Source organism: Gammaproteobacteria bacterium (assembly GCA_029881255.1).
Lineage (GTDB): Bacteria > Pseudomonadota > Gammaproteobacteria > S012-40 > S012-40 > JAOUMY01.
This window is the reverse complement of record JAOUMY010000011.1, coordinates 130,038-152,899: the sequence shown is the minus strand read 5'-3', so window position 1 is coordinate 152,899 and position 22,862 is coordinate 130,038. Positions and strand designations below refer to the sequence as shown.

The 22,862-nt window shown below is 48.4% G+C and carries 14 protein-coding genes and 1 tRNA gene; 7 read left to right on the top strand and 8 right to left on the bottom strand.

The window, feature by feature from the left end; genetic code table 11:
* The first annotated feature begins 28 nt into the window (after positions 1-28).
* Complete coding sequence (locus OEZ43_17710) at positions 29-1,417, top strand: porin (GenBank protein ID MDH5547423.1); 1,389 nt, start codon at positions 29-31, stop codon at positions 1,415-1,417.
* A gap of 44 nt (positions 1,418-1,461) precedes the next feature.
* Here OEZ43_17710 and OEZ43_17705 read toward each other — a convergent pair whose 3' ends face one another.
* A complete protein-coding gene (locus tag OEZ43_17705; GenBank protein ID MDH5547422.1) occupies positions 1,462-2,295 on the bottom strand; it encodes a hypothetical protein in 834 nt (277 codons plus the stop codon).
* Positions 2,296-2,558: 263 nt separating this feature from the next.
* On the opposite strand from OEZ43_17705, the gene OEZ43_17700 reads away from it, so the two are divergent.
* Positions 2,559-4,088 carry a fused MFS/spermidine synthase gene (locus OEZ43_17700; protein MDH5547421.1) on the top strand — a complete coding sequence of 510 codons (1,530 nt, stop codon included), beginning with the start codon at positions 2,559-2,561 and terminating at the stop codon, positions 4,086-4,088.
* A gap of 19 nt (positions 4,089-4,107) precedes the next feature.
* On the opposite strand, the gene OEZ43_17695 is transcribed toward OEZ43_17700, so the two are convergent.
* The 4 genes from OEZ43_17695 to OEZ43_17680 all read right to left on the bottom strand — a co-directional run bounded on the left by OEZ43_17695 (position 4,108) and on the right by OEZ43_17680 (position 10,468).
* Positions 4,108-5,460, bottom strand: coding sequence for a diguanylate cyclase (locus tag OEZ43_17695; protein MDH5547420.1), 1,353 nt, complete (start codon positions 5,458-5,460; stop codon positions 4,108-4,110).
* Positions 5,461-6,277: 817 nt separating this feature from the next.
* On the bottom strand, positions 6,278-7,009 hold the full coding sequence (locus OEZ43_17690) for a hypothetical protein (GenBank protein MDH5547419.1): 732 nt from the start codon (positions 7,007-7,009) through the stop codon (positions 6,278-6,280).
* A 437-nt stretch (positions 7,010-7,446) separates the two neighbouring features.
* A complete protein-coding gene (locus OEZ43_17685) occupies positions 7,447-8,211 on the bottom strand; it encodes a hypothetical protein (protein MDH5547418.1) in 765 nt (254 codons plus the stop codon).
* Positions 8,212-8,356: 145 nt separating this feature from the next.
* Entirely contained in the window at positions 8,357-10,468 is a 2,112-nt protein-coding gene (locus OEZ43_17680; GenBank protein MDH5547417.1) for a hypothetical protein, read from the bottom strand.
* Positions 10,469-10,798: 330 nt separating this feature from the next.
* On the opposite strand from OEZ43_17680, the gene OEZ43_17675 reads away from it, so the two are divergent.
* The 5 genes from OEZ43_17675 (at position 10,799) to purT (ending at position 20,629) form a co-directional block, all read left to right on the top strand.
* The gene (locus OEZ43_17675; GenBank protein ID MDH5547416.1) at positions 10,799-11,305 is read left to right on the top strand and encodes a hypothetical protein; all 507 of its coding nucleotides are present in this window, start codon (positions 10,799-10,801) and stop codon (positions 11,303-11,305) included.
* A 30-nt stretch (positions 11,306-11,335) separates the two neighbouring features.
* Positions 11,336-12,736, top strand: coding sequence for an undecaprenyl-phosphate glucose phosphotransferase (locus OEZ43_17670; GenBank protein MDH5547415.1), 1,401 nt, complete (start codon positions 11,336-11,338; stop codon positions 12,734-12,736).
* 161 nt (positions 12,737-12,897) lie between these two features.
* Positions 12,898-13,857, top strand: a complete 960-nt coding sequence (locus OEZ43_17665; protein ID MDH5547414.1) for a hypothetical protein — start codon at positions 12,898-12,900, stop codon at positions 13,855-13,857.
* Positions 13,858-14,351: 494 nt separating this feature from the next.
* Complete coding sequence (locus OEZ43_17660; GenBank protein MDH5547413.1) at positions 14,352-19,334, top strand: M12 family metallo-peptidase; 4,983 nt, start codon at positions 14,352-14,354, stop codon at positions 19,332-19,334.
* Between the two features lie 95 nt (positions 19,335-19,429).
* Positions 19,430-20,629: a formate-dependent phosphoribosylglycinamide formyltransferase gene (purT, locus tag OEZ43_17655; protein MDH5547412.1), complete on the top strand. Its 1,200-nt coding sequence runs from the start codon at positions 19,430-19,432 to the stop codon at positions 20,627-20,629.
* A 116-nt stretch (positions 20,630-20,745) separates the two neighbouring features.
* Here the strand turns inward: purT and OEZ43_17650 are convergent.
* The 3 genes from OEZ43_17650 to OEZ43_17640 all read right to left on the bottom strand — a co-directional run bounded on the left by OEZ43_17650 (position 20,746) and on the right by OEZ43_17640 (position 22,519).
* Positions 20,746-20,833 (bottom strand) — tRNA-Ser (locus OEZ43_17650).
* A 129-nt stretch (positions 20,834-20,962) separates the two neighbouring features.
* The gene (locus OEZ43_17645) at positions 20,963-21,526 is read right to left on the bottom strand and encodes a hypothetical protein (protein MDH5547411.1); all 564 of its coding nucleotides are present in this window, start codon (positions 21,524-21,526) and stop codon (positions 20,963-20,965) included.
* 111 nt (positions 21,527-21,637) lie between these two features.
* Positions 21,638-22,519 carry an HDOD domain-containing protein gene (locus OEZ43_17640; protein ID MDH5547410.1) on the bottom strand — a complete coding sequence of 294 codons (882 nt, stop codon included), beginning with the start codon at positions 22,517-22,519 and terminating at the stop codon, positions 21,638-21,640.
* Positions 22,520-22,862 lie beyond the last annotated feature (343 nt).

Genomic DNA, 22,862 nt, shown 5'->3' with positions numbered 1-22,862 from the left:
GGATTAAGTGTTACTGGTTGTACAAACAATGAGAAAAATTCAATTCTGTTTCATCGTGTTGTTGATAGCGCTCGCGGCTAGTGTCGAAGCCTATGCTGTGGAAGATCCCTTCGAACGCGCGCGACAATCATTAATGGCTATTCCTAAAATGGCAGATCCTGTCGATCCCCATCCACAGGATAAATCGTCTCCTGCACCCGCAAAACCTGCAAAGACAACAACGCCAACGGAAACAGAGCTACCAGCCGTTCAGCCAGAAAGTAAAAAGAAGAACGACGCCGAAGAACTGATCAAGATAGGCGGGCGTATTCAAATCGATGCTCGCCGCCATCAACAGAGTGCGACGTATCAAGATCCGTCTTCGACCGGGATGTTTGTTTCGCTGCGCCGTGCCCGTCTGGATGCACGCGGCGAGTTAAGCCCAAAAATTAAATACAAAACCAGTATCGAAATGGCAGATAAAGTAAAGGCCAAAGATTTATATATCAAAGTCAAGTTAGGCGGCCTGACCTATGAAGGCGGGCAGTTCTCTTATCCGCTGGGGAGCGAAAACATCAGCTCCAGCCGCTACTATGAATTTGTTGAACCTTCTATTCTCAGTGAAACATTTTCTGGCAGTCGTGACCGCGGATTGTTGGTGTTAGGAAATGCTCTGGACAAACGACTATTCTTCTCAGCCGGTGTCGTAAATGGTACTGGCGATAACACCCCTGATCGTAATAACTCTATGGATTTTGTCGGCCAGGCCCAAGGTTTGTTGTATGAAGAGAAAGAGCGCCAATTAACGCTATGGGTGGGCGGTTCATTTGAAAGCGGAATACGTGATTCCTCAGAAAGTGAATCTGTAGAAATAGCGCCGGAAACGGAAAGTGGTTTTGCCTTGTTCGCGGCTGACCTGCCCAATGATCAGGCGTATAAACGTATGCGCTACGATGTCGATGCAAAAGTATTGTTCGGCTCCGCAACGCTGGCAGGTGAGTTCTTGAACGGCGTGTTTACTTACGAAAACCAGGCGACGGTGCGAGGTGGCTATGTGTTTGCCAGTTACTTTCTAACTGGCGAGCAACGCACGGTTGAAGAAGGTTTGCTGGAAAGACAAAAAATTAAAAATCCTGTCGACACAGCGAATGGTATAGGTGCATGGGAAGTCGCGCTTCGCTATAGCTGGTTTGAAGTCGATGATAATTTTTTTACCGCTGGTGGTTTGTTTGATGCCTGGGAAGGCGTAGACCCTGAGGCCAATGCTCGCCGTGGTACAGCCTGGACGCTCGGTGTGAACTGGTATCCTACCTCTAAATCCCGCGTGATGTTGAATTACATAAAGACTGTGGCGCAAGCTTTCGACGAAGAAGCCGGTGCATACACGACACTCTCCAACGAAAGCGCGATGTTATTGCGTCTTCAGGTCGAGTATTAGAAAAGCGGGGTCAAAAAGTCGTAACTGACCCCGCTTATTTCTACCTAGTGTTTATGGCCTCTGTCGAACGCATCTCCCGTTGTGGAATATGTTTCATCGGCACTTACACGGAAAAGATTCGCCATTTCATATCCCATATCTGGAGCGTTGGAACTGACAGGCATTTCCATAAAGCTTCCTTCTGCAACCGCACTGTTGCCACGCGACTTCGAATGATGACGCGTAACGAGGTCAAAGTACTTGCTGTAACCCGTAGACTCGTCTCTATGCATGGTGTCCCGCGTTGCAGTCCATACCAGATTGATATCGCCACACACTTCAACCGGTTCCGGCATGGGCGGGAATGGTGGTGGAGGCATAGGCGGTGTATTTGGGTCATCAGGATTGACATTTGAACCGTCACTCACGGCGCCATCAATTGGTTTGGGCTCACCCGGTGGAGGAGGTGGCTCATTACGATAATTTCCATCTGTGTATTGCATACAGATATGCGCTTTTAGCGTCGCGCCTTCGTTGGAAAATTGGAAGGCGCTACGATCCAGTTGCCCGGCATAAAATCCCCATTTACTTTCCATGTCCTGGGAATGATTGACAAAGAGATAAATCTCATCGGTGGGCAAACCTGGTCCTGGCACGGGCGGTTCCATTCCCGGTTCTACAGGAATCGGCATGGGGCCAGGCATGGGAGGTTGGCCACTACTGGTGTTGTGAGATACGTACACATTCAAGAAACCGTTATCTACCATGCCGTTGAAAAAAGCGGTTTCCGAACTCCATCGGTAAGTTGTAGATTCTGCCACGGCGACTGCGCTAACACCTAGCGCGAGTAACACGCCTGCGCAAATTTGATTCATTGTTCTGTTTTGAAAGGAAGTCATTTCCTTTATCCTCCATGTATTTAAAATTACAGCAGCCATTGCGGCTTCTGATGTTCCGTTTCAGTTAATTGTAGGATAGTAGATTGCGCGGCACCTCCTTGTGTTTTATGTCCTTGTTATAAGAGTAGTACATCCGCTTTGCGTATTGATGACATCCAACCGCAAAAAATTAGATCTAATTGAACAAAGGAAAACTGAAAAGGAGCTGAGAATGAAAAAGTGGAGTATATTTAGCCATCATATTTCTTAGCAGGTTAGGTTTTATGTCGCAGCAGTTGGCTCGTGCAAAGCTTACGTGGTTTGGGTTTGTCGTATTTGTCAGTTCGGCTATCGTCATGGTTCTCGAAATCACGGCGGGTCGATTGTTGGCGCCATTTGTCGGCGTGTCGCTCTATACCTGGACGTCTATCATCGGCGTGGTATTGGCGGGGTTGTCTGTGGGCAGTTGGCTCGGTGGTCGTTGGGCTGATGCAGGGGCGGGCGAAAAACATATCGGCATTGTGTTATCGACTGCGGCGGTGTTAACGCTCGCGAGTTTGGGGCTGCTGACATTAATTGCGCCGGGTCTGCAAGGCGCGGAGCTTAGTCTGATAAGCAGCAGCTTTATCTACATGTGCGTATTGTTTCTGTTGCCTGCAATGTTGTTAGGTATTGTTACGCCGCTATTGACCACCATGAGTTTAAAGCTTGACAGTCGTGCAGGGCATATCGTCGGGCGTATGCATGCGCTCGCCGCCCTGGGCAGCATCATAGGCACCTTTATTACCGGCTATTGGCTGGTGCAGTATTTTGGAACGCGCAATATCGTCGCGATATGCGCGGCCGTGTTGCTGGTGCTTGGCTTGCCGTTCTTTCGTCCTCCGCGGCAAGGCGCGTACATCGGTGTTTTGATGGCAGTGTTATTGGTTTCCGGTGTCACGGCTATACGTGACGGCTTTTCCAATCCCTGCAACAAAGAAAGTAATTACTTCTGCATCCGTGTAGATGCCTACAACGAAGACCTTCCCTTCGGTGAAGCCAAGGCGATGATACTCGATCACCTGCTACACGGCGTGAATCACAAACAGGAACCCGGTATGTTTATCTCGCCCTATGTTCATCTAATGGATGAACTTGTTCTTGGCTTCTTCGGCGGAGACAGGGCGCAAACCCTGAATTATTTTTTTGCAGGCGGTGGCGCATATACGCAGCCGCGAGGGGTGGCCTATTTTGCTCCCGACGCCAAAGTGACGGTCGCAGAGCTTGATCCCTACGTGACGCAATTGGCACAGGAGAATCTATATCTTGATACCAATGGTATGAATGTCATCCATAAAGATGCGCGTCTGGTATTACAGGAAACAACAGAATTGTTTGACGTTGTCGTGAGCGATGTTTATCACGATATTGCTATACCCTATCATCTTGTAACAAACGAGTACCATCAACTCGTCAAGGAAAGGCTTGCGCCTGATGGTCTCTACGTGACGAATATTGTCGACATATTTCCTGATCCACGGTTTTTGAAATCCATGATCAAGACGCTTTCGGCGAGTTTCAAATATGTGCAGGTGTGGTTGGAAAGCATACCGGAAACATCGGCTCGTGTGACATATGTTGTCTCTGCATCAAACGCCATGCCGATTCCTGAAGTCGTGCAGGCACAGAGAGGATTCTCTCGCGCCTGGCTGGATATATCCGAGCCCTTGTATACAACGGGAACTTCGATGAAGGAGGTTCCGGTGCTGACCGACGACTTCGCCCCGGTAGATCGACTGTTATCGGGCTTGTTGCTAACCGAGGCTGGCAAATAAATTCCAGAGAATAGATTTACTATTTGTGCGCCACAACCTGGTTGCGCCCGTTGTTTTTTGCCATATATAAGGCCTTATCTGCCGCGTCGTTTAAGGAAACTACACTATCAAAATCCGGAAAGCTGGCTAATCCACAACTGAAGGTAGAGTTAAAGTGCCTGCCTTCACTTGTGTGTACAATTTGTGAAAATGATTCCCGTATTTCGTTCATAATGCGTATGGCATTATTCATGTCGGTGTCTAGAAGGGCAAAAGCAAACTCCTCGCCACCATAGCGACCCACGATATCGGTTGTTCTAAGTCGTTGCCGTAATAACCGGGCAAGACTTTTTATCACCTTGTCGCCGGTGGGATGTCCATACGTGTCATTTACGGATTTGAATTTGTCGATATCAATCATCCCGAAGACCAACTGGTTTTTGGCGCGCTGGCTACGATTGATTTCGTTGCTAAGTTTTTCCTTTGTGGTGGTGTGATTGTACAGTCCGGTTAGGCTGTCACGCATCATCAGGCTCTGCAAGGAGCGTGAGCGCCTAACGCGGGATGTTACCGTAGACACCAGTGTGTCGTGATTAATCGGCTTGGTGAGAAAGTCGTCACCACCGACTTTTTTTGCCTCTAACTGTTTGTCGATAGCGGATTCTGTCGAGAGATAGACAATCGGAATGCTAACATAGGTATCAAGTTGACGTATAACCGTGGCTAACTCTATACCACTACAGACCGGCATGTTGATGTCGAGAATGATAATGTCAGGTCTGTGTTCATCCAGGTAGTCAAGAGTAGTCTCGGGTCGATTTATGCAATCAACTTGCATATTGTGTTTTCCCAGAACATAAGATATCAGCGCACTTTGAGATCGGCTGTCATCAACTAGCAAAACGCGGATGGCCTCCTCTTTCTGTCGATGGGTAACAATATCGATACGTTCTGTTAGGGCATTTATATCTACCGGCTTGTGAAAAAAAGCAGAGGCTCCTGTGCGGGCAGCCTCCAGTCGGTGATGAAAATCATTATAGCCCGAAAGATAAATGATAGGGGTTCCCAGAAATTTGTCTACGTAATTTTCTCTGATAAAGAATTCTGTGCTGGTTTCCTCCTGAAGTTCAATATCACTAATGATCAGGTCGGGCAGCTTCTTCTCTATTGCGGCAGAAAATTCCTGGGTGCTGCCAAAACACTTTACGTCATAGCCGTATTGTTGTAATTGCGCATGTGTTGCTCCCAGAAATACGGGATCGTCATCGAGCAAATATATAGTTGCCGTGCTTTCTTTCGCATTTATTTCATCATTTGATGCGACCAGGACAGGCGTAGTTTGAGCAGTAGGTGTGCCGTAACCAATTCCAATACGAACGGTATTTTGCTGCATGTATTCTGTCCAGTTTTAATCCTGATTGATGCAGTCATATATCGTCCAGATATAGGAATATTTTCTAATAATTGGAGTGTCCAATATGAAATGTTACATTTACTTAAATGAAACGACAGTTTATAAAAAACTATTTCAATACCTGAAATTTGAAAACAATTGTATATAGCCTGGATCCTAAATCCCACACCGGCGGTGAAAGCGAGACACAAGCCATCGATTGTGGTGCCGCCAGAGGGAAGTATGATCTGGCCAGCTTCAAGTTCATACGATTCGAACTTCCGGACGAATCGGCGCCTGTGGATTACCGACAGGAAAACGATAGATTCGCAAGGGGTTGAAGAGATGTTTGAGTGAATTTTACAACGTCTGAACCTCCTGTCGCACTGGTCCTGGAAATTAGATTAAACGTCTGTCTGGAAATTGCCATTGCCAGAAGGCAGGTTACGATCAACAGATAGAACTACAGCTAGAAAAACCATTCCTCCAGCGTATATCGTGGTGTCCTATATAGAGGTGTTGCCGTAGGCGTCCTGACTCACTTTGGTAGTGGTTAGAAATTCTTCCCCGTTGGTGCCAAACAGGTTCATTTGTAATATGGGATGAAATTCGACAGCGTTTGCCTGGGAGTAGCGAGGAAAAATAGCTGGCTAATGAATGACTGACGAATAGCGGGTTTTTTCATGAGAGGCTCCGTACTGAGATACTTATTCAGTTTGTGATGGTGCTCGTGTTGTATCGGTCAACAAGACTCGTTTTTTAATCTGTTTCCAGTCATGCGCTGGGAATTAATCTATGAGAATTTGGCAGAAATATTTTACTCGGTCTGAACTGTTTGTTCGTCTAGCGCGGTTGGTTCGGTGGTTGAAATATTGGGCAGACTTTCCACCGGTGTTGCGGCTTCAATTAATCCGGGTTCAGCAGATTCGGTCTGTGCAGGCGAGGGAGGTATGATGATCTCGTGTTTGTTTTCTTTTGCCACTTGTATGCCTGACAAGGCCTGCTCGGTAATGTCGTCTGAGGCTATGCTAACTTCCAGTAAATAGAAAACCTGCTCCTGTGTGGCATCTAACAGCATCACAACAATGGGATAAGGCGCTTGTTGTTTTCCGGAAAAAAGATAAGCGGTCAGTTCTCGATGTTGAAATTTGCGTATTTCTTCGGTTTGATCGAGAAGAACGCGGCGGAATTCCGCTATTAAACGGTAATCTATTGAATCGTCCGGTTCGCTCGGCTCAAAAACGACTTGCGCCCAATTTTGTAATTGCATAGCGTCTTTAATCGATGGCGCAAGTTCATGGCGTTGATGTTGAGTGAAAATTATTTTGTCGTTTTCCGCATTTTTGAAAACCAGCATTTGTTCACCCACAAAGCTGGCGCTAAATCTTTCGGGCACGTGGAATTGCAATGTGCCTAATGACAAGCTCTCGGATTCAATTCTTTTCTCGGGCCACGCCTGTTCTGAATACGCTATCTCGTCACCGGATAAAACGTTGTTAAATGGCACAAGGAAAAGACATAAAGTAAGCACCAGTGATTTCTGCCGCATAGTAAGGAATCCGGTTCTAAAAGACTGCGCGGTATTTTAACGGTTTTTGAGTCGCATGGCTTGGAGAATTACCAATTACCCAAGACTAGAACAGTTAATGAGAAATTAGCGGGCTTTCTGGTTTGAGATAGACTATAAGAGCGATATCGTGGTTACGACGGTAATCCACGAATTGACAAATTGCTGGGTGGTGATGAGCGTGCTGGTAACAATGACGGCAATCGTGAGGGGAATTAGCCAATTTGAGTGACTGGCTCGTTTCATAAGGTAAAGGGGTAGGTTAAGAATACGCAGTAACAGACTGGTTTTAGTGTAGTGGCGTAAAATCATTTAGTCGTGCTCCACTTTGCTTGAGTTTTATGGAAAGTATCGGCGTAGGAAATTCTTCGGCTGCCGCCAAAATAAACTTTAGAAATATTGTGTATACCCAGGTGAATTTATAGGGTTTGGGCGGAAGCATCGAGCCGTAGCGAAAGATTGCGCGTAAAGCCGTGGCTCAACAGGAGTAGAAAAAACAGGATTATTGCCCCGACGAACGCCAGCTCTCCCATAATAGCCTGTTGTGCGATATCAAAAGGTATCTTGGCAGACGCTTCTTCGAGCCACGTCAGATCTTTGTTGATAATGAGAAACAGAACCGTCGTCAATAGTATCAAGGTGCAAGATATAAACAGGCTAAATTTTCTTGTCAATGTTGCGCTGGATTGAAGAGCAAGCGCTGCCGTTGTTTTTTGTAAGTGGGTGATTACGCGAAAATCCCTTTCTAAGGCGAGATCCGTGGCAACGAAAAATCCGATAGCCAGATAGCCGACAATCAATTTCATTCCGCTATGGAGAGGAAAGTCATAGGTCACCGTATTGTGCGCCGCCAGAAATACGCCCGAGAGTAGAAAAAGCCCCCATTCTGTGGCAAACACTGTCGTCGCCTGTTTTTCGTATGCCTGCTCAGGAATATAGTTTGCCGCAACAAAATAGCGAAAAACGTACTGAACGATACCAATCAGCACCAGTGGTGACATTATTTCCGCTAGGGTAAGTTCCTCGACAAAAGGGCAGACCTGTACCCCATAGATGCTCATCAACAGGATAGCGATCAGGTAATGCAGAATTTGTCTGGGAGACAGCACTTGTTGCGGTACAGCAGCCGAGTCAACGGATTCAAGTTTGTGGCTCGTAGCGCTGGGTAGTCTGGTCTTAGGCATTGCTGCTCGTATATCGACAGTGAGTTGAAATAGGCGTAAATGAAAACGTAATAACGCATTATGTTGTCGGCATATCCGCGCAAGATCTTGAGTCCTCCAGAATGTGAGGAGGCTATTCGGGTTGTGTCTGTTGGCAGGTGCTTATTTATGGATTGGCTTTAACCGTGATCAAGTAATCACTGCCCGCAGGCGAGGCTTCGCCGCTAATCATGATATGAATCTGTCCATCGTCATCAGGCGCGACCTGGCAGAACAGAAACGTATGTTCACCCGTGGCAGGCAAGCAGGCAGTAGCGCGCAGGTATTCGCCTGCCTGACGAAAATAGACGTGGAGTTGACTGTTCAAACTCAATTGCGTGAGTTCTACAGCAAAAGATTTACTGGTCTCGTCTACCGGACTGCGGTAATAACTGCTACCTATGCCGACCTGGCCAGCGTATTGATCACTATTGCTCGGGACTAGGACTTCTTCGTCGGCGCTTCCTTCCGATGCGTGTAAGGGGCCCAGGTCGCTGGCATAAATATCGTAGACAGCGCCTCCGCTTCCAGTGTCTTTGCTGCCGACGGTAAAGTAAAGCGCATCACTAACGGCAACACCAATGAGCAGGATGTCGCTACCACTACCGTGGCCAGTTTTTTCGAGTGGTAGACTGCTGGAATAAATCGCGGCATCAACCATAGCGCTCGCATTGTCGATATGAAACAGGTATTGATTTCCCTGCGCTAAATCGTTTAGCCGGTAATAAGAAAGTGCTGACGGACCGGTTTTTCCTCGTTTGCTTTCTTCAAGGCCCACGTCAACAAACTGATTGATATTGCCTTCCGATTGCAGCGCCAGATTCTTGCACAATATGTTGCTCGATAGTGTCGTAAAAGCAGAGTCCGTCGTATTGCTTACACTGGCGTGAATCTGGTAGGGCTGATCTCCATCATTCGTGGTATCAATAACTCCGCTGATAAGAATTTGTTGTTTTATATTCCAGTTGTTTTCAGTAAAGAGCAATGTCTCGGGGCTGGCATTTGCCTCGCTGGTGTCCAGGCTGGAGATTGCTAATGCCACTTGACTGGCAGGTTGTGCGTTTAGTTCCACGTCGACAAGTGCTGTTTGTCCGTCTTCTCCTGTTACGCAGGTTTGTGTCGAACTAATGGTTATGCCCGCCTGATCGTCATCAATATTGGTCAACAGCTGTGATGTTTCATTATCAAAATTGGTATCGCTACTCTCCATGGCAAACGCAATTTGCACGAATTGGTTTCCATCGTCGCGCGCATCATCGACGCCACTGGCGATGACGGTTTGTTCCGTATCCCAACTAGACGACGTGAATGTCAGTGTTGTCTTGTCTACAATAATTTCATTCACATTTGACGATGCAATCGTAACGCTCACATCATGCAAAGGCTGAGCGCGGAGGCGAACACCCATGCTGGCTTTTCCGCCGGATTCGCTTGTGGTAGCGGAATTCACACTTATCGCGAATTCTGCGACATCATCGTCAAGCGTAGTGCCGATAATATCGCCTGCATCTAATCCGTTATAGTCGCCGTCATCGCTGCTGGCGGCGCCAAAAACCACCGTAAAGCTTTGAGGTCCATCGACAAGAAAATCATTGACGCCGAAAATAGTGACTAACTGTGGTTTGTCCCAGTTTTCCACGGTGAATGTCAATTGGGTAATTTCGGTGCGCGCCTCGTCCGCCTCGGGTATGCTCACCGGGAAAGATACGTTTGCCGTTGGTCGCGCATTCAACACAACGGCAATCGCCGAACTGTTATTTGTTTCGCCGACTTGAAAATGCACGGGACTGAAAATGGTGATGTTGGCTTCGTCGTTATCGAGGTTGAGCGCGGGTAATGATTCCAAATTCAAATTTGCATAACGACTATCGTCGGAGGAAATATGCAATTCGACAGCATATTCACGATTGCCGTCCTTGTCGTTGTCGTCAACGCCTGACAGTATGACTTTTTGTTCGACGTTCCAGTTGCTGGCGTTGAAATGCAATTCGCTGATGTCTAGCACTCCCTCACTGGTGTCAGAGCTGGAGAGTTGTAAATGAACTTCACTGTTGGGTGACGTTTTAAGTTTGATGGAAATGGGTACGTGGCCGCCTTGTTCAGACGTATAAAGCGTTTCCGTTGGGAAAATAATGATGCCTGCTTCGCCACCTGCCTGGTTGGCAACGCCGCATGCGTTCAGTAGTGAAAAGCCGATGAGGCCTATCAGGTATGCGTTTCGAATTCCCACAAGCGTCACAGTTCGGATCCTTCCGTTAAAGCGCAATTATATGTAGGCAATTGATGCAATACAAATATTGCTTTAAAAACGATCGTAAAGATTTTCGACAAAAAACGTCATAACAACATACGCCTTTATGCTCGACCGCTGCTTGTATAAATAAGCTAAAGTAAACTATAAAATAGGCAAAAAATAACGACTTGCGCCTGTAAAAGAAACAGGGGATACTTCAACTGGTATAGTAATATCGCGTGCAGTGATCTCATTGCCTTCAGGATTAGAAAGTTGAGGTTATTTAGCCGGATATGAACAATAACGTTAAGGAGTGTTGACATGGATGTGTGTTGGATGAAACGTGGATTAGGGGTGTTAATCCTGATGTTGCCCACGCTCTCGTTTGCCGTCACGGAAGACATGAGTTTTCAAAGTATCGTATACGGTGGCGATACGCGCCAGGTATTTGGCTTCGATGCCTATATCGACGATTTTGAGATCAGCAATGCTGGCATGTATGAGGCCACGCTCACCGACTTCAATTTTCCCGTTCCCTTCGATTATATTGGCTTTATGGTGACTCAAGGCGCCACCGAAAGAATGGGCGTGATTGAGGGTAGCGGATCGTTTAGTTTTTATGCCGAACCGGGGACATATTACGCAACCTTCGTTGGGTTTGTTAATGAGTCTTCTTTTGACGCGAGTTCACATAGTTATATTGGCGGCTATGGGGTGCAGGTCGCAATGGTCCCAGAGCTGGAAACCTGGATCATGATGTTCCTGGGCCTGGGGGCTGTGATCTATTGGACGCGTCGCCGGAATCATCGGCCATCAAACAATGCTGCGCTAGTAGCTGCGTGATAAAAGTACCATAAAAAACGGCAGGTAGTTTTGGGCAAGCATCAGGGTTTAATTCGACCATATCAAGGTACGTTTTCTCTATTGCTAAGGTTGATCGACATCATCCTTATCATGTCGCTATTGTATTTTTCTACCTGGTTTTACGACATTCCCTGGCATGAGCGCTATGCCTTCGCTGGTTTGCTGGCGGTAGCCTTGCTGATGTTGATGGCCAGCAAGCTCGATATCTATCGGTCCTGGCGCATACACCGTATACGCGAGGAAATCATACAGATTTGGGTTTGCTGGGGCCTGGCATTTATGTCTGTGCTGGTCATCGTGTTCATGTTCAAGACATCACATGATTATTCACGTCTGGTAATGGGGAGTTGGTTTGTATCCAGCTTGCTTGCCTTGTCATCACTGCGCATCATTACGCGCAACGTGTTACACGAATTGCGTCGCCGTGGTTTTAATACCCGTTCTGTAGCCATACTTGGCGCGAATAAACTAGGGACAGACCTGGCGGAGCGAATTGTTCACGATTCATGGATGGGGCTGTCTTTCGATGGGTATTATGACGACCGCAGCGAGCGTATCGACGATGAGTTACGTGACAGCCTGGTGGGAAGCACGGAAGACTTGATCGAGAAAGCCAATCGCGGTGACATCGATATCGTCTACATTACTTTTCCTATGCGAGCAGAGCATCGCGTAAAGGAATTGATTGCGCGATTTTCAAATTCCACGGCCTCAGTGTATGTGGTGCCTGATTTCAACGTCTTTAACATTCTGCACGGTCGCTGGATGCATGTCGGCGATATGCCTGTTCTGAGCATACATGAGAATCCTCATAGCGGTGTTGATGGCGCACTAAAGCGCGTAGAGGATTTATTGCTGGGTTCTGTCATACTCGCGTTGATTGCGGTACCAATGTTGGTGATTGCCTTAGGAATAAAATTCACTTCCAGAGGCCCCGTGTTTTTTAAGCAGCGGCGCTACGGTATTGATGGTCGCGATATTGTGGTGTGGAAGTTTCGTACCATGTCGGTGATGGAAGACGGTGAACATGTTTTGCAGGCGCAGCAAAACGATGCGCGCGTTACCCGTTTTGGCGGTTTTTTGCGTAAAACCTCGCTTGATGAATTACCGCAATTCTTCAATGTATTGAAAGGTGATATGTCGATTGTAGGTCCTCGTCCACATGCGGTGTCGCATAACGAGGAATATCGAAAACTCATTAGCGGTTATATGTTACGTCACAAAGTTAAGCCTGGAATAACCGGTCTCGCGCAAGTGAATGGTTTACGCGGTGAAACCGCTACATTGGACAAGATGGCTAAGCGCATAGACTACGATCTTGAATACATTCGCAATTGGTCATTACTCCTCGATCTGAAGGTGATCGCGCTGACGCTGACGCGCGGATTTCGCCACAAAAACGCCTATTAACGATTAAAATTTAATTTCGACACGAGCACTTTTTTTTCTGGTTATATCAAAGTGTCGATGTTACGCTCTGCCTCGCATGTGACTGAGTCAGGAGTTCACATGTCAATTCAAATTCACCGGGCTTGGATATGCCCGACTAACTTGAGCAAGGAGAGCCGTAGATGAAACAATTAAATAAATCATCACGTCTGTTAAATCGTTCTATTTGTTTATTGTCTTTGGTTTTGGTTTCAGGATCTGTCTTCGCCGGCAATTCGGGAGGTTGGTCAACGCCTGTGCCTGTTGATGGCGTCAATTCGTCTTATTTCGATGGATGTCAGTTTCTCACTCTTGATGGTAAAACAATGATTGTCGCTTCAGAGCGAGACAATCCAGGTCAAAGTCCACGTGATATGGACCTGTATGTGTTTACTCGTGAAGATGATGACAAGCCGTTTGGCAACGCGTATCGCCTGCCCGAGGGCATCAACAGCGATACTACCGATGTTTGTCCCGCCCTCAGTCATGATGGACATTTCTTGTATTTTGCAAGCGTGCGTAATGTCGAAGGCAGTTGCGGTGACAGAGATATCTATGTTGCCTATCGCGCCGACACCCGTCGTTGGGACCAATGGGAATCGGTTCAAAATCTTGGTTGTGATGTGAATACGGCAAAGGTTGATCAGGGACCATCTTTTTTCCGTGACGCGGATGGAAGACACTTTATCTACTTTTCGTCAAACAGACCGGTAGCGGGTGTAAATCGCGGTCACGATATCTGGTATGTGCAGGTAGGGGATGACGGCATGCCTGTTGGACCCGTTCAGCACGAAGATGTATTGAGCACTGAATTCAACGATCATCGCCCATTCATTAGCTATGACGGCCGTATGGTGGTATTCGATACCAATCGTCCCGGTGCTGTCGGCGGTGGCGGAGACGATGTGTGGATGGCGACACGCGCGCACAAAGACGATGCCTTTGGCGAACCAGTACCCGTGCCTAATGTAAACACACCAGGTCAAGAACGACGCCCTGTGTTGAGCAAAGACAAAGAAGATCTGTATATCTCTCGCGTTGCGGGTGGCGACATGAATGTTGTGGTAGCGACCAATGATGACGACGATGATCACGATGACTAGCAAAGTGTTTTTCGTCTAATCGCATCACTTGTCTGTTGCATATCAGGAAAACCCGGCGCTGCCGGGTTTTCTTTTAGATGAACAGGAACTACCGCCGGGAATATTAGCCTTTGCTTAAGAAATGCCTTGGATTTGTTGAATTGACATCAAACCTGCTTTTCAGTTATAAAATCGCTTTATTGATTTGGGCAACGAAAGCGAGGAGAGCGCATGTCTGGACCAAAGGTTACCAAACCTGGCAAGGGTATTGGGATGATCGGGATTCCCGTGTTTGTGATCACTGTCTTGATCGTCTACGCCAATCTTGTCCATCTGTAATTCAGTATTTGAATAAGCCTAAAAAAGCCGGGTATTTCCCGGTTTTTTTATGCCTCTCCCCATAGGTTTAATATTCAGTTTATCCCCCGACACTAGAATTCACGCTATTAATACAGTAAGTGCCGAAACACGTATAACAGGCCTGGTTTCGGTAATAAAACAGAGTTTATCGATAAATGGGAAGCGTCCTTGGGAAGAGTTCGGCATGGCGAACAGCTTTGTTGTGCGTCGTGCTGTTATTGACTGCCTGCACCGAATCGGTTCCGCAGACATCTAGTGCCGTCGTCCCACATCATGAATTACTGTTTTATCAGCGCGGAGACGTTGGCGTTAAGCCACGAGGTGTTGCCGCAGACAATGGTATTCAAGCCGTCCTGGCCAATCCCACCGTACTTACTTCCCCACTCAACACGCCATATACCCTCGCGCTTGGTAATGGGCAGCAATACACCATCGTGTTTACACAACGCGTGGTACACCGTAGTGGCGATGTGTCCTTGAATGGTTACCTCAAATCACTTGGACCTGAGTGGCCGGTGGCGCTTACACAGGGGCAGAGCGCGGCATTTGGCAGCATACGTACCCCAAGCGGACTCATCGCCATAAAGACAGATCAGAACGGCGTGTGGATAGTCGATGTGCAGAAAGCCGGGATTTCTTTTGCGCCTTTAATTAATGATCAGGTGCAACTGTCGGATACGCCAAATCCTGGGTTTAAGCCCGGCATAAAGCCAAGGACGTCGACACGGGCGAATGATTTTTCTCTTGTCGATGTTTTAGTGTTGTATTCGCGCGGTCTGGAAAATCGCCTCGGTTCTGCGCAGGCAGTCAACACGCGAATCCATTATCTCTTGAATCGTGCTAACACAGCCTTGGTCGACAGCAATGTGCAGATGCGTTTCCGCATGGTCAATCTGGCGCCGATTGACTTCTCGGACAGCTATAGTCATGAGGCCGCTCTGTCATCGATGAGCAGGAGTCTTGCGCCGTTTTCCAATGTCGAGAATATGCGCATTCAATACGGTGCGGATCTCGTCACCTTTGTGCGTGATTTTGTCAATGACGGCAGCAATAGTTGCGGCAAGGCCTTGCGCAACGGCGCATCGGCAACTGCACTGGATGCGGCAAAGGGTTTTTCCGTCGTCGCCGATGGCATAGACGGCAATTTCATTTGCGATGACTACACGCTGGCGCATGAATTGGTGCACGGATTTGGCAGTACCCACGGTGCAGGCAATGCACAAGATGCTGGAGTGTTTACCTATTCTTACGGCTACGGCGTAAGCGGGCAATTCGGTACCATCATGAGTTATCTCATGCCACAAAGCGGACGCTTTTCCAATCCGCGTATCAATACCTGTTTTGGGCGTGTCTGTGGCGTGGAAGGTCTGGCAGATAATGCGCGTTCTTTAAATGAAACGCGTGCAGTTGTTGAAGCATTCGTTGATGCTGCGCCGCAAATTAATCAAGTGCCCACGGCCAATACACTACCTGCTAGTAATATCACGCAAGACGGCGCGCAGTTGAATGCGAGTATCGATCCCGGTGCTTTGCTCACTGAAACCTGGTTTGAATATGGAACGACTAGCGCAGACTATCTGTGGAAAACTGAAGTTCAGAACATAACAGCAGATATCTTGATGCAAGATGTGGCGCAAACCATATCCGCTTTGGAATGTGGTAAGACATATTATTTTCGCGCAGTCGCGAGCAATGCCGATGGTGTGGTGCAGGGCGTAGAAGAGAGCTTTGCGACCGAGGCCTGTGCGCAACAACCCGTGCAACTACTCACCCTATCGGCGACTGCGGTTTTACTGGACGACGCAAAGCTCAACGGTGAATTGAATTCCTACGGCGCGGATGCCGAGTACTTTTTTGAGTATGGTGTAAGTGACGCACTGGAAAAGCGTACTGCATTTGTATCAGTGAATGTGCGATTTCCGACTATCGTTTCGCAATCCATTCACGGTTTGGCCTGCGGTACAGTCTACCAGTTCAGATTCAGCGTTAACGCGGCAGGTCAGGTATATAACGGCGAAACAAAGTCCTTTACGACGAAAGATTGTGCGGCTACACCTAAACCAGATTTACCGATTCCGGCTTCGATAGGTGAAACCAGTGCGCTCATTCAGCTTGACGTGCTTAATGGTGCAATCGGTGACGAGGTCTTTCTGGAGTATGGTCCCACTAGTAATTTTTCATATAGCACTTCTGTACAGACCCTGACGACTGAAACACAACTGTCGTTTACGTTGATAAATCTGAGTTGCGATACCATTTACTATGTGCGCGGCGCCTTGCGTCGTGGTGGCGAGGTTTTTCGAGGCGAACAAAACCAGTTTTCAACCGTAATTTGCGCCAGTATAGGGAGCAATTTATTGACGGGTGAAATCAGTGGTGTGGGTCAGACTGGCGTGACCTTGAACGCTACTTTGAATCCGCAACCCCTTTCCGCCGAAATCTATTTTGAATATGGCGCGGTGAGTGTGGCCGAGAATCAGACACGCTCACAAATAAAACAGGCGCCTTTGGATGCGGTGAATGTGTCTCAATTTATCGCGGGTCTCACTTGCGACACGACATATCAATTTCGCGTTGTTGGCAGAGTCGGTGGCGAGACGATTATTGGCGAAACCAAAACCTTTAAGACCAACCCGTGTGTAACCGCCAATGCCTTGTTGGAAACACTGGACCCGCAAATTGAAAGCGCTACCAGCGTACAATTTCGAGCATCTGTTGATCCTGATGGGATTCCGACCAAGGTTTATTTTGAATACGGCGTTGGTGATGTGTTAGATCAGACAACGCCGATTTTCGAGTTGGGTGACGGAGTGTTGAAAAGAGAGTTTTCATGGTCGATGAGTGGTTTGCAATGTGGAGTGCCATATCAGTACCGAGTAGTCACCATATCAACGCCGCCTGTTGGCGACCAAGTCACGCGCGTCGGTGCGATATTGACGTTTACCATGCCAGCGTGCGAAGCACTGAAGCTGACTAAGATTCATTCCTCGACAACCAATATCAGTGCCGCCGTTGACGTTATCGTCAACACCTATGGATTACCGACGTCTGTCTATTTAAATTATGGTGAGACCAGTCTCAAGGAAAAACAAACCAGTACGTTTGAAATTTCCAATACAGCAACTGTTCACTTCCAACTGCTCGACCTGACTTGCGGTACAAGCTATTTTTTCAGTGTGGTGGCGAGCAATGCCAATGGTGGGCTGGTCAGTAACGATGAGGTCATCGAGACGCAAGCTTGCGCGCAACCACCCTCAGTACAGACGCAGGTCGCGGTGGACGTTACGGCGATCTCGGCGACGTTAAGCGCCAAGGTAACACCTAACGGCAGTAGTACCTCGGCCTACTTTGAATATCAAAGCGGTGGACTCAGTCCCACCAACACGACGTCCGAAGTTGTCGGCGCCGGCTTTGTCGATTCCTTTGTTGCGCACAAGCTCAACGGTCTCAAATGTGAAACCGAGTATTCATTCAAAATCATTGCTTCAAATGAAAACGGTACAACGCTGGGTGACGAGCTTACGTTTACTACCGCCTCGTGTAGCGCGGTGCCGAGCAGTCCGTTGACGACGGGTAGTCGCACACTTGACGCCGGTGGTGAATTTACCGTGGTCATTGGCTTGGGTGGTAACGTGATTGCCTGGGGCGATAACAGCGTGGGTCAATTGGGTATCGACAAGGCGCAGACAAGTAGTTTCGCAGGGATACGCAATGCCGATGGTCGAACCATCGAAGAAGTGATCAAGGTCGCCGCAGGTCAACAACACGCACTGGCATTACAGTCCAATGGCTCGATATTGGCCTGGGGAGACAATAGTAACGGACAATTGGGTAACGGAAGTCGTGCAGCCTCAATTACGCCGGTGCTGGTATCCGGTGGAGAATTTGCGAATCTTTCCAGCATCGCAGATATCAATGCTGGAGATAGGCATAGTGTTGCGATACTCAATGATGGTCGAGTACTCAGTTGGGGCAGAAATCATCTTGGACAACTCGGTAACCTGTCCAAGAATGACAGCGATATTCCAACGCTGGTCAATGGCGTGAGTACTGCGAAGTCAGTAGCGGTAGGCGCCAATCACAATTTACTGATACTGGATGACGGACGTTTACTGGCCTGGGGTGATAACACCGCCGGTCAGTTGGGTGATGGCAGTGCGCAACCCAAACTACAGGTGGTGGACATTCCCTTTGAAGCCGAAGTCAAAGCGGTATTCGCCGGACAAAATAGTAGCTTTGCAATCGATGCATCGGGCCAACTTTGGGCCTGGGGTGAGAATCAGTTTGGGCAACTGGGATTGGGAGATCGTGAACCGCGATTCACGCCAACGCAACTGGACTTGGCACTGGACGCGGGAGTTTCCATCTCGGATATCGCTATTGGGCAAGGGCACGCCTTAGTTCTGCTCAGCGACGGTAGTTTGCGTACATGGGGAGATAATACCAAGGGACAATTGGCGCGTCCGCTGGACAGCATGGAGTTTAGTGAGTCCCCGCTGGTGTTGTGGAAGGAAACGGACACGCCGCTGGAAAATATTATCGCGATTGCCGCGGGAAGTTTGCACAGTGTCGCGCTGGGTGAAGGTGGCAACGTGCTAGCCTGGGGCGACGGAGCAAAAGGGCAATTGGGCGCGAGCGGAGAGCGTTTGCTGAGTGCGGTACCTGCGGGTGTTAGTGATGGTAGTGGTAACACCTTATCACTCAAAGTGGCGCGTCTGATTGTGTCGGAATCTCGTCTCAGCATACGCGAGGGCGAAAGCAAATCCCTCAAGCTACGTTTGAGTACCGCGCCCAAGTCGGAAATTGTGGTGAGTTACGAAATCATCGGTGACGATACGGTAAAAGTTTCCGAGGGCGCATCGATACGCTTTACCCCGGAGAACTGGGATCAGGATCAGAAGATCGTCATACAAGTGGGCAAGGACGAGGATAAATCCAATGATCAGGCGACGCTTATTATCCGCGCCGAAGGATATATCGATCAGAATGTCAGCATCATGGAAGAAGACCGTTATCCGCGCAAAGGGCCAGCCGTTTCGAGCCTAGATTTCTCGCTGCTATTCGGCTTTTTTCTGCTCATTGCGGGCAGTCGCTACCCCCGCCAAAATTTGCGCTCGTATCCTCTGCGCACGAAATAATCACGCTCACTAATTCTCATGAAATGCCTGTCTTGTTATCTCTGACCGGTCACGCTACAGTGTGGCCAAACCGTTCACTTGGGGGAGAGAACAATATGAAAATCGGCACGCCATTATCGCCGACGGCAACGAAAGTGATGTTGCTGGGTAGCGGAGAACTTGGTAAGGAAGTCATCATCAGCCTGCAGCGTTATGGCGTGGAAGTGATTGCCGTCGACCGTTATGATAATGCGCCGGGACACCAGTTGGCCCATCGCGCCTATACGATAAACATGGCCGATCCCGAAGTTTTACGCGAACTGATCGAACAGGAAAAACCCCATCTCGTGGTACCCGAAATTGAAGCGATTGCCACAGATACGCTAGCGAAACTCGAGGCAGAAGGCGTTGCTGAAATTATTCCTACCGCGCGTGCCGCGCAATTAACCATGAATCGCGAAGGCATACGTCGTCTCGCCGCAGAAGAGCTCGAACTGCCTACTTCTCGCTATGCATTTGCCGAAAGTTTTAACGAATTACAAATGGCAGTAGATTCTGCCGTTGGTTATCCGTGTATCGTCAAACCGGTGATGTCGTCATCTGGGAAAGGTCAGTCGACGGCGCGGAATCGCGAAGAACTGGAAAAGGCCTGGGATTACGCCATGAGTGGCGGCCGCGTGAATCGTGGCAAAGTGATAGTTGAGGAGATGATCGATTTCGATTATGAGATCACCTTGCTCACGGTGCGTTCCCGTGGCGCTAACGGTGAAATCGAAACCAGTTTCTGCGCGCCGATTGGCCACATTCAAAAGTCAGGCGATTATGTGGAAAGCTGGCAGCCCCAGGTCATGAGTGAAAACGCCTTGTCACGTGCGCAGGAGATCGCCAGAAAAATTACCGGTAATCTCGGTGGACGCGGCATCTTCGGCGTTGAGTTGTTTGTGAAAGGCGATCACGTCTGGTTTAGCGAAGTCAGTCCGCGCCCCCATGACACAGGCATGGTCACCATGGCCAGTCAGCGCCAAAACGAATTCGAATTACACGCACGCGCCATACTCGGCCTGCCGGTGTCGACGCAATTACTCTCACCCGGTGCATCGGCTGTCATCTATGGTGGTATGGAAAAGAAAGGCATCGCCTTTGACAATGTGGATGCCGCGTTGACGATACCGGGCACAGAGGTGCGTTTGTTTGGAAAGCCGGAATCCTTCGAAAAACGACGCATGGGAGTTGCTTTAGCCTATGGCGATAACGTGGAGGATGCCCGCGAGCGTGCCAAGCAAGCAGCGGCAAGTGTGCGACCAACCGTAGTCTAATGCGAGGCTACAATCGCGTCGGTGTTTCTGTTGTGTGCCTTGCTTCGATCACCGTAGAGAGTGCGATGCGAGCGCATCGCTTTCTTTAGCAGGATTGTCGCTTCACCTGGAGAATATGGCGGAGAGAGAGGGATTTGAACCCTCGATACGTTGCCGTATACACACTTTCCAGGCGTGCGCCTTCGACCGCTCGGCCATCTCTCCGGTATTTGTTTGAATAAGAATAATGCTATTTTTCAACTAGCTAGGAAAAATTGCGCAAAATTCTTCGTCGCGAATATATAGAAGGGCGCTAAGGTTAAACCAGATTGGGATGAGAAGCAACGCCAGGATTTAGAATAGCTGGATGCTACCGGAAGAGTTCAGCATGGTACGCAGACGCTTGTGGGCCGCGCGCAATGCCTTTTTCAAATCGTCGCCATCTTTGACGGAACGGAACAGTTCTCTTTCATCGTCCATGCTCAGGCTGTTGTAGATGCGGACCAGGGCACGACGTACTTCCGCCGGGTCATCGAAATTAACGCTGTACTCAATGTCGTATAACAGTCGAATGACATTGCTGGTGTGTTCCAGGCGCTGGGAAATGCGATCAAAAAACTGCATCGCAACCACGGCGTCTGATATATCGGCTAGTGTCTTATTGACGGTATCGTGTATGGTTTTGTTCGTTTTCACACTTGAACCGACTTTGACAATCTTCTCCAGTTCGTACTTGGCCTTCATCATCTGTTTTTGCATGGATAACAAAGCGTCGGTTACCTCTCGGGAGGCGCTATCGCCATCGGCTACCGTATGGGCAATAAACGCATGCGCGAGCCGCGCCATCAGGCGCTCGTCGAGGCTGGCGGGTTCATTGCTGTCTTCCCGGGAAAATAGACTAAATCCAGGGACGTTCATCTCGGCTCTCCTTAGAGATTGTTCAAAGGCACTACTTTTATAAATAGCGGCATGTTAGAAGTAATTCTTAAAGTAAAAAATACAAAAACGCCCCTTAAGGGGCGTTGTTGATCACACTTTCTGGCTGGCTCCGGGTAGCAGTAGCTCCAGGGCCTCGAGAAATTGCAGGACGGCCTCGTGGAGTATCCGCTTGACCCTCGCTTCAGGGATGTTCAGCAGGTTCCAGGCAGTGCTATCGCAATTGTCCTTCAAGGCATCCTCTTCTCCGCTTTCCAGGGCATGGGCCATGGCGTTTGCGATGTGGAGTATGGAGGATTCCAGTACATATTCCTGAGCCAATGCCGGGCTATGATGGAAACGAACCGCTTCGATCAGGCTGTCTGGCAAAAACCATTGTTCCAGTAAGGCGGCAGCTACCTCGGCGTGGTCCATACCGACGATTTCGCGTTCTATCAGTATAGGATTGCGCTCTGGGGTTTCCTCTTCCGCTTTTAATATACGCATCGACTGTTTGGGTAGCTTGGTATAGAACAGCAAGCGACCAATTTCGTGTAGCAACCCTGCAACGAATAAACGCTCAGGATGCAGGATATTGCACTCGCGGGCTAAAATACGACCCACTACAGCGGTGAAGATACTGTGCCGCCAGAAGCTCGCCATGTTGACTTGTTTGGGCGGCAACTTCGAAAATGTTTCTACCGCAGACGTCGCCCAAACCATATTCTGTAACTCTTTTAGTCCGACCATCAGGATCGCACGCGAAACTGTTTCGATTCGTTGGGGGAATCCGTAAAAGGAGCTATTTACCAGTTTTAACAGTCGCGCGGTTAGATCCGGGTCCTGACTGATGACGTGCCCAATCTCTTCAATATCACTGAGTGGATCGTTAACCAGATCATTAACCAGGAAACAAACCTCAGGTAATGAAACCAACTTGTCGACGCCTTTAACCAGCCTGTAAGCTGTTGGCGATATCTCTCTACTCCCCTGCATATACCACTCTTTATCTATTGGTTATAACGACTACTTTCATTTATTTTTCGCTGCAAGGCATGCGAATCATTTCCTGTAACGTCCGTGAAAAAGATTTCTTTAAACGATGCTCATCACATTAGAAATGTGAATTAACTCACTGTAATTAACTAAATTATTGGGATTTATAGCCGATATTCCCAACGCTGGAACGGCCTTATTTATGAGCTGTTTACGGGCATAAAAGGGCTTGATGGCTCGTCATAAATCGGGCAAGATAGCTCGACTTGGAACACAAGATAAGTGGAGGAAATATGGCTTATACCGACTTTTTGTTTAGCGCGATTATTCTGATTACTGTCGT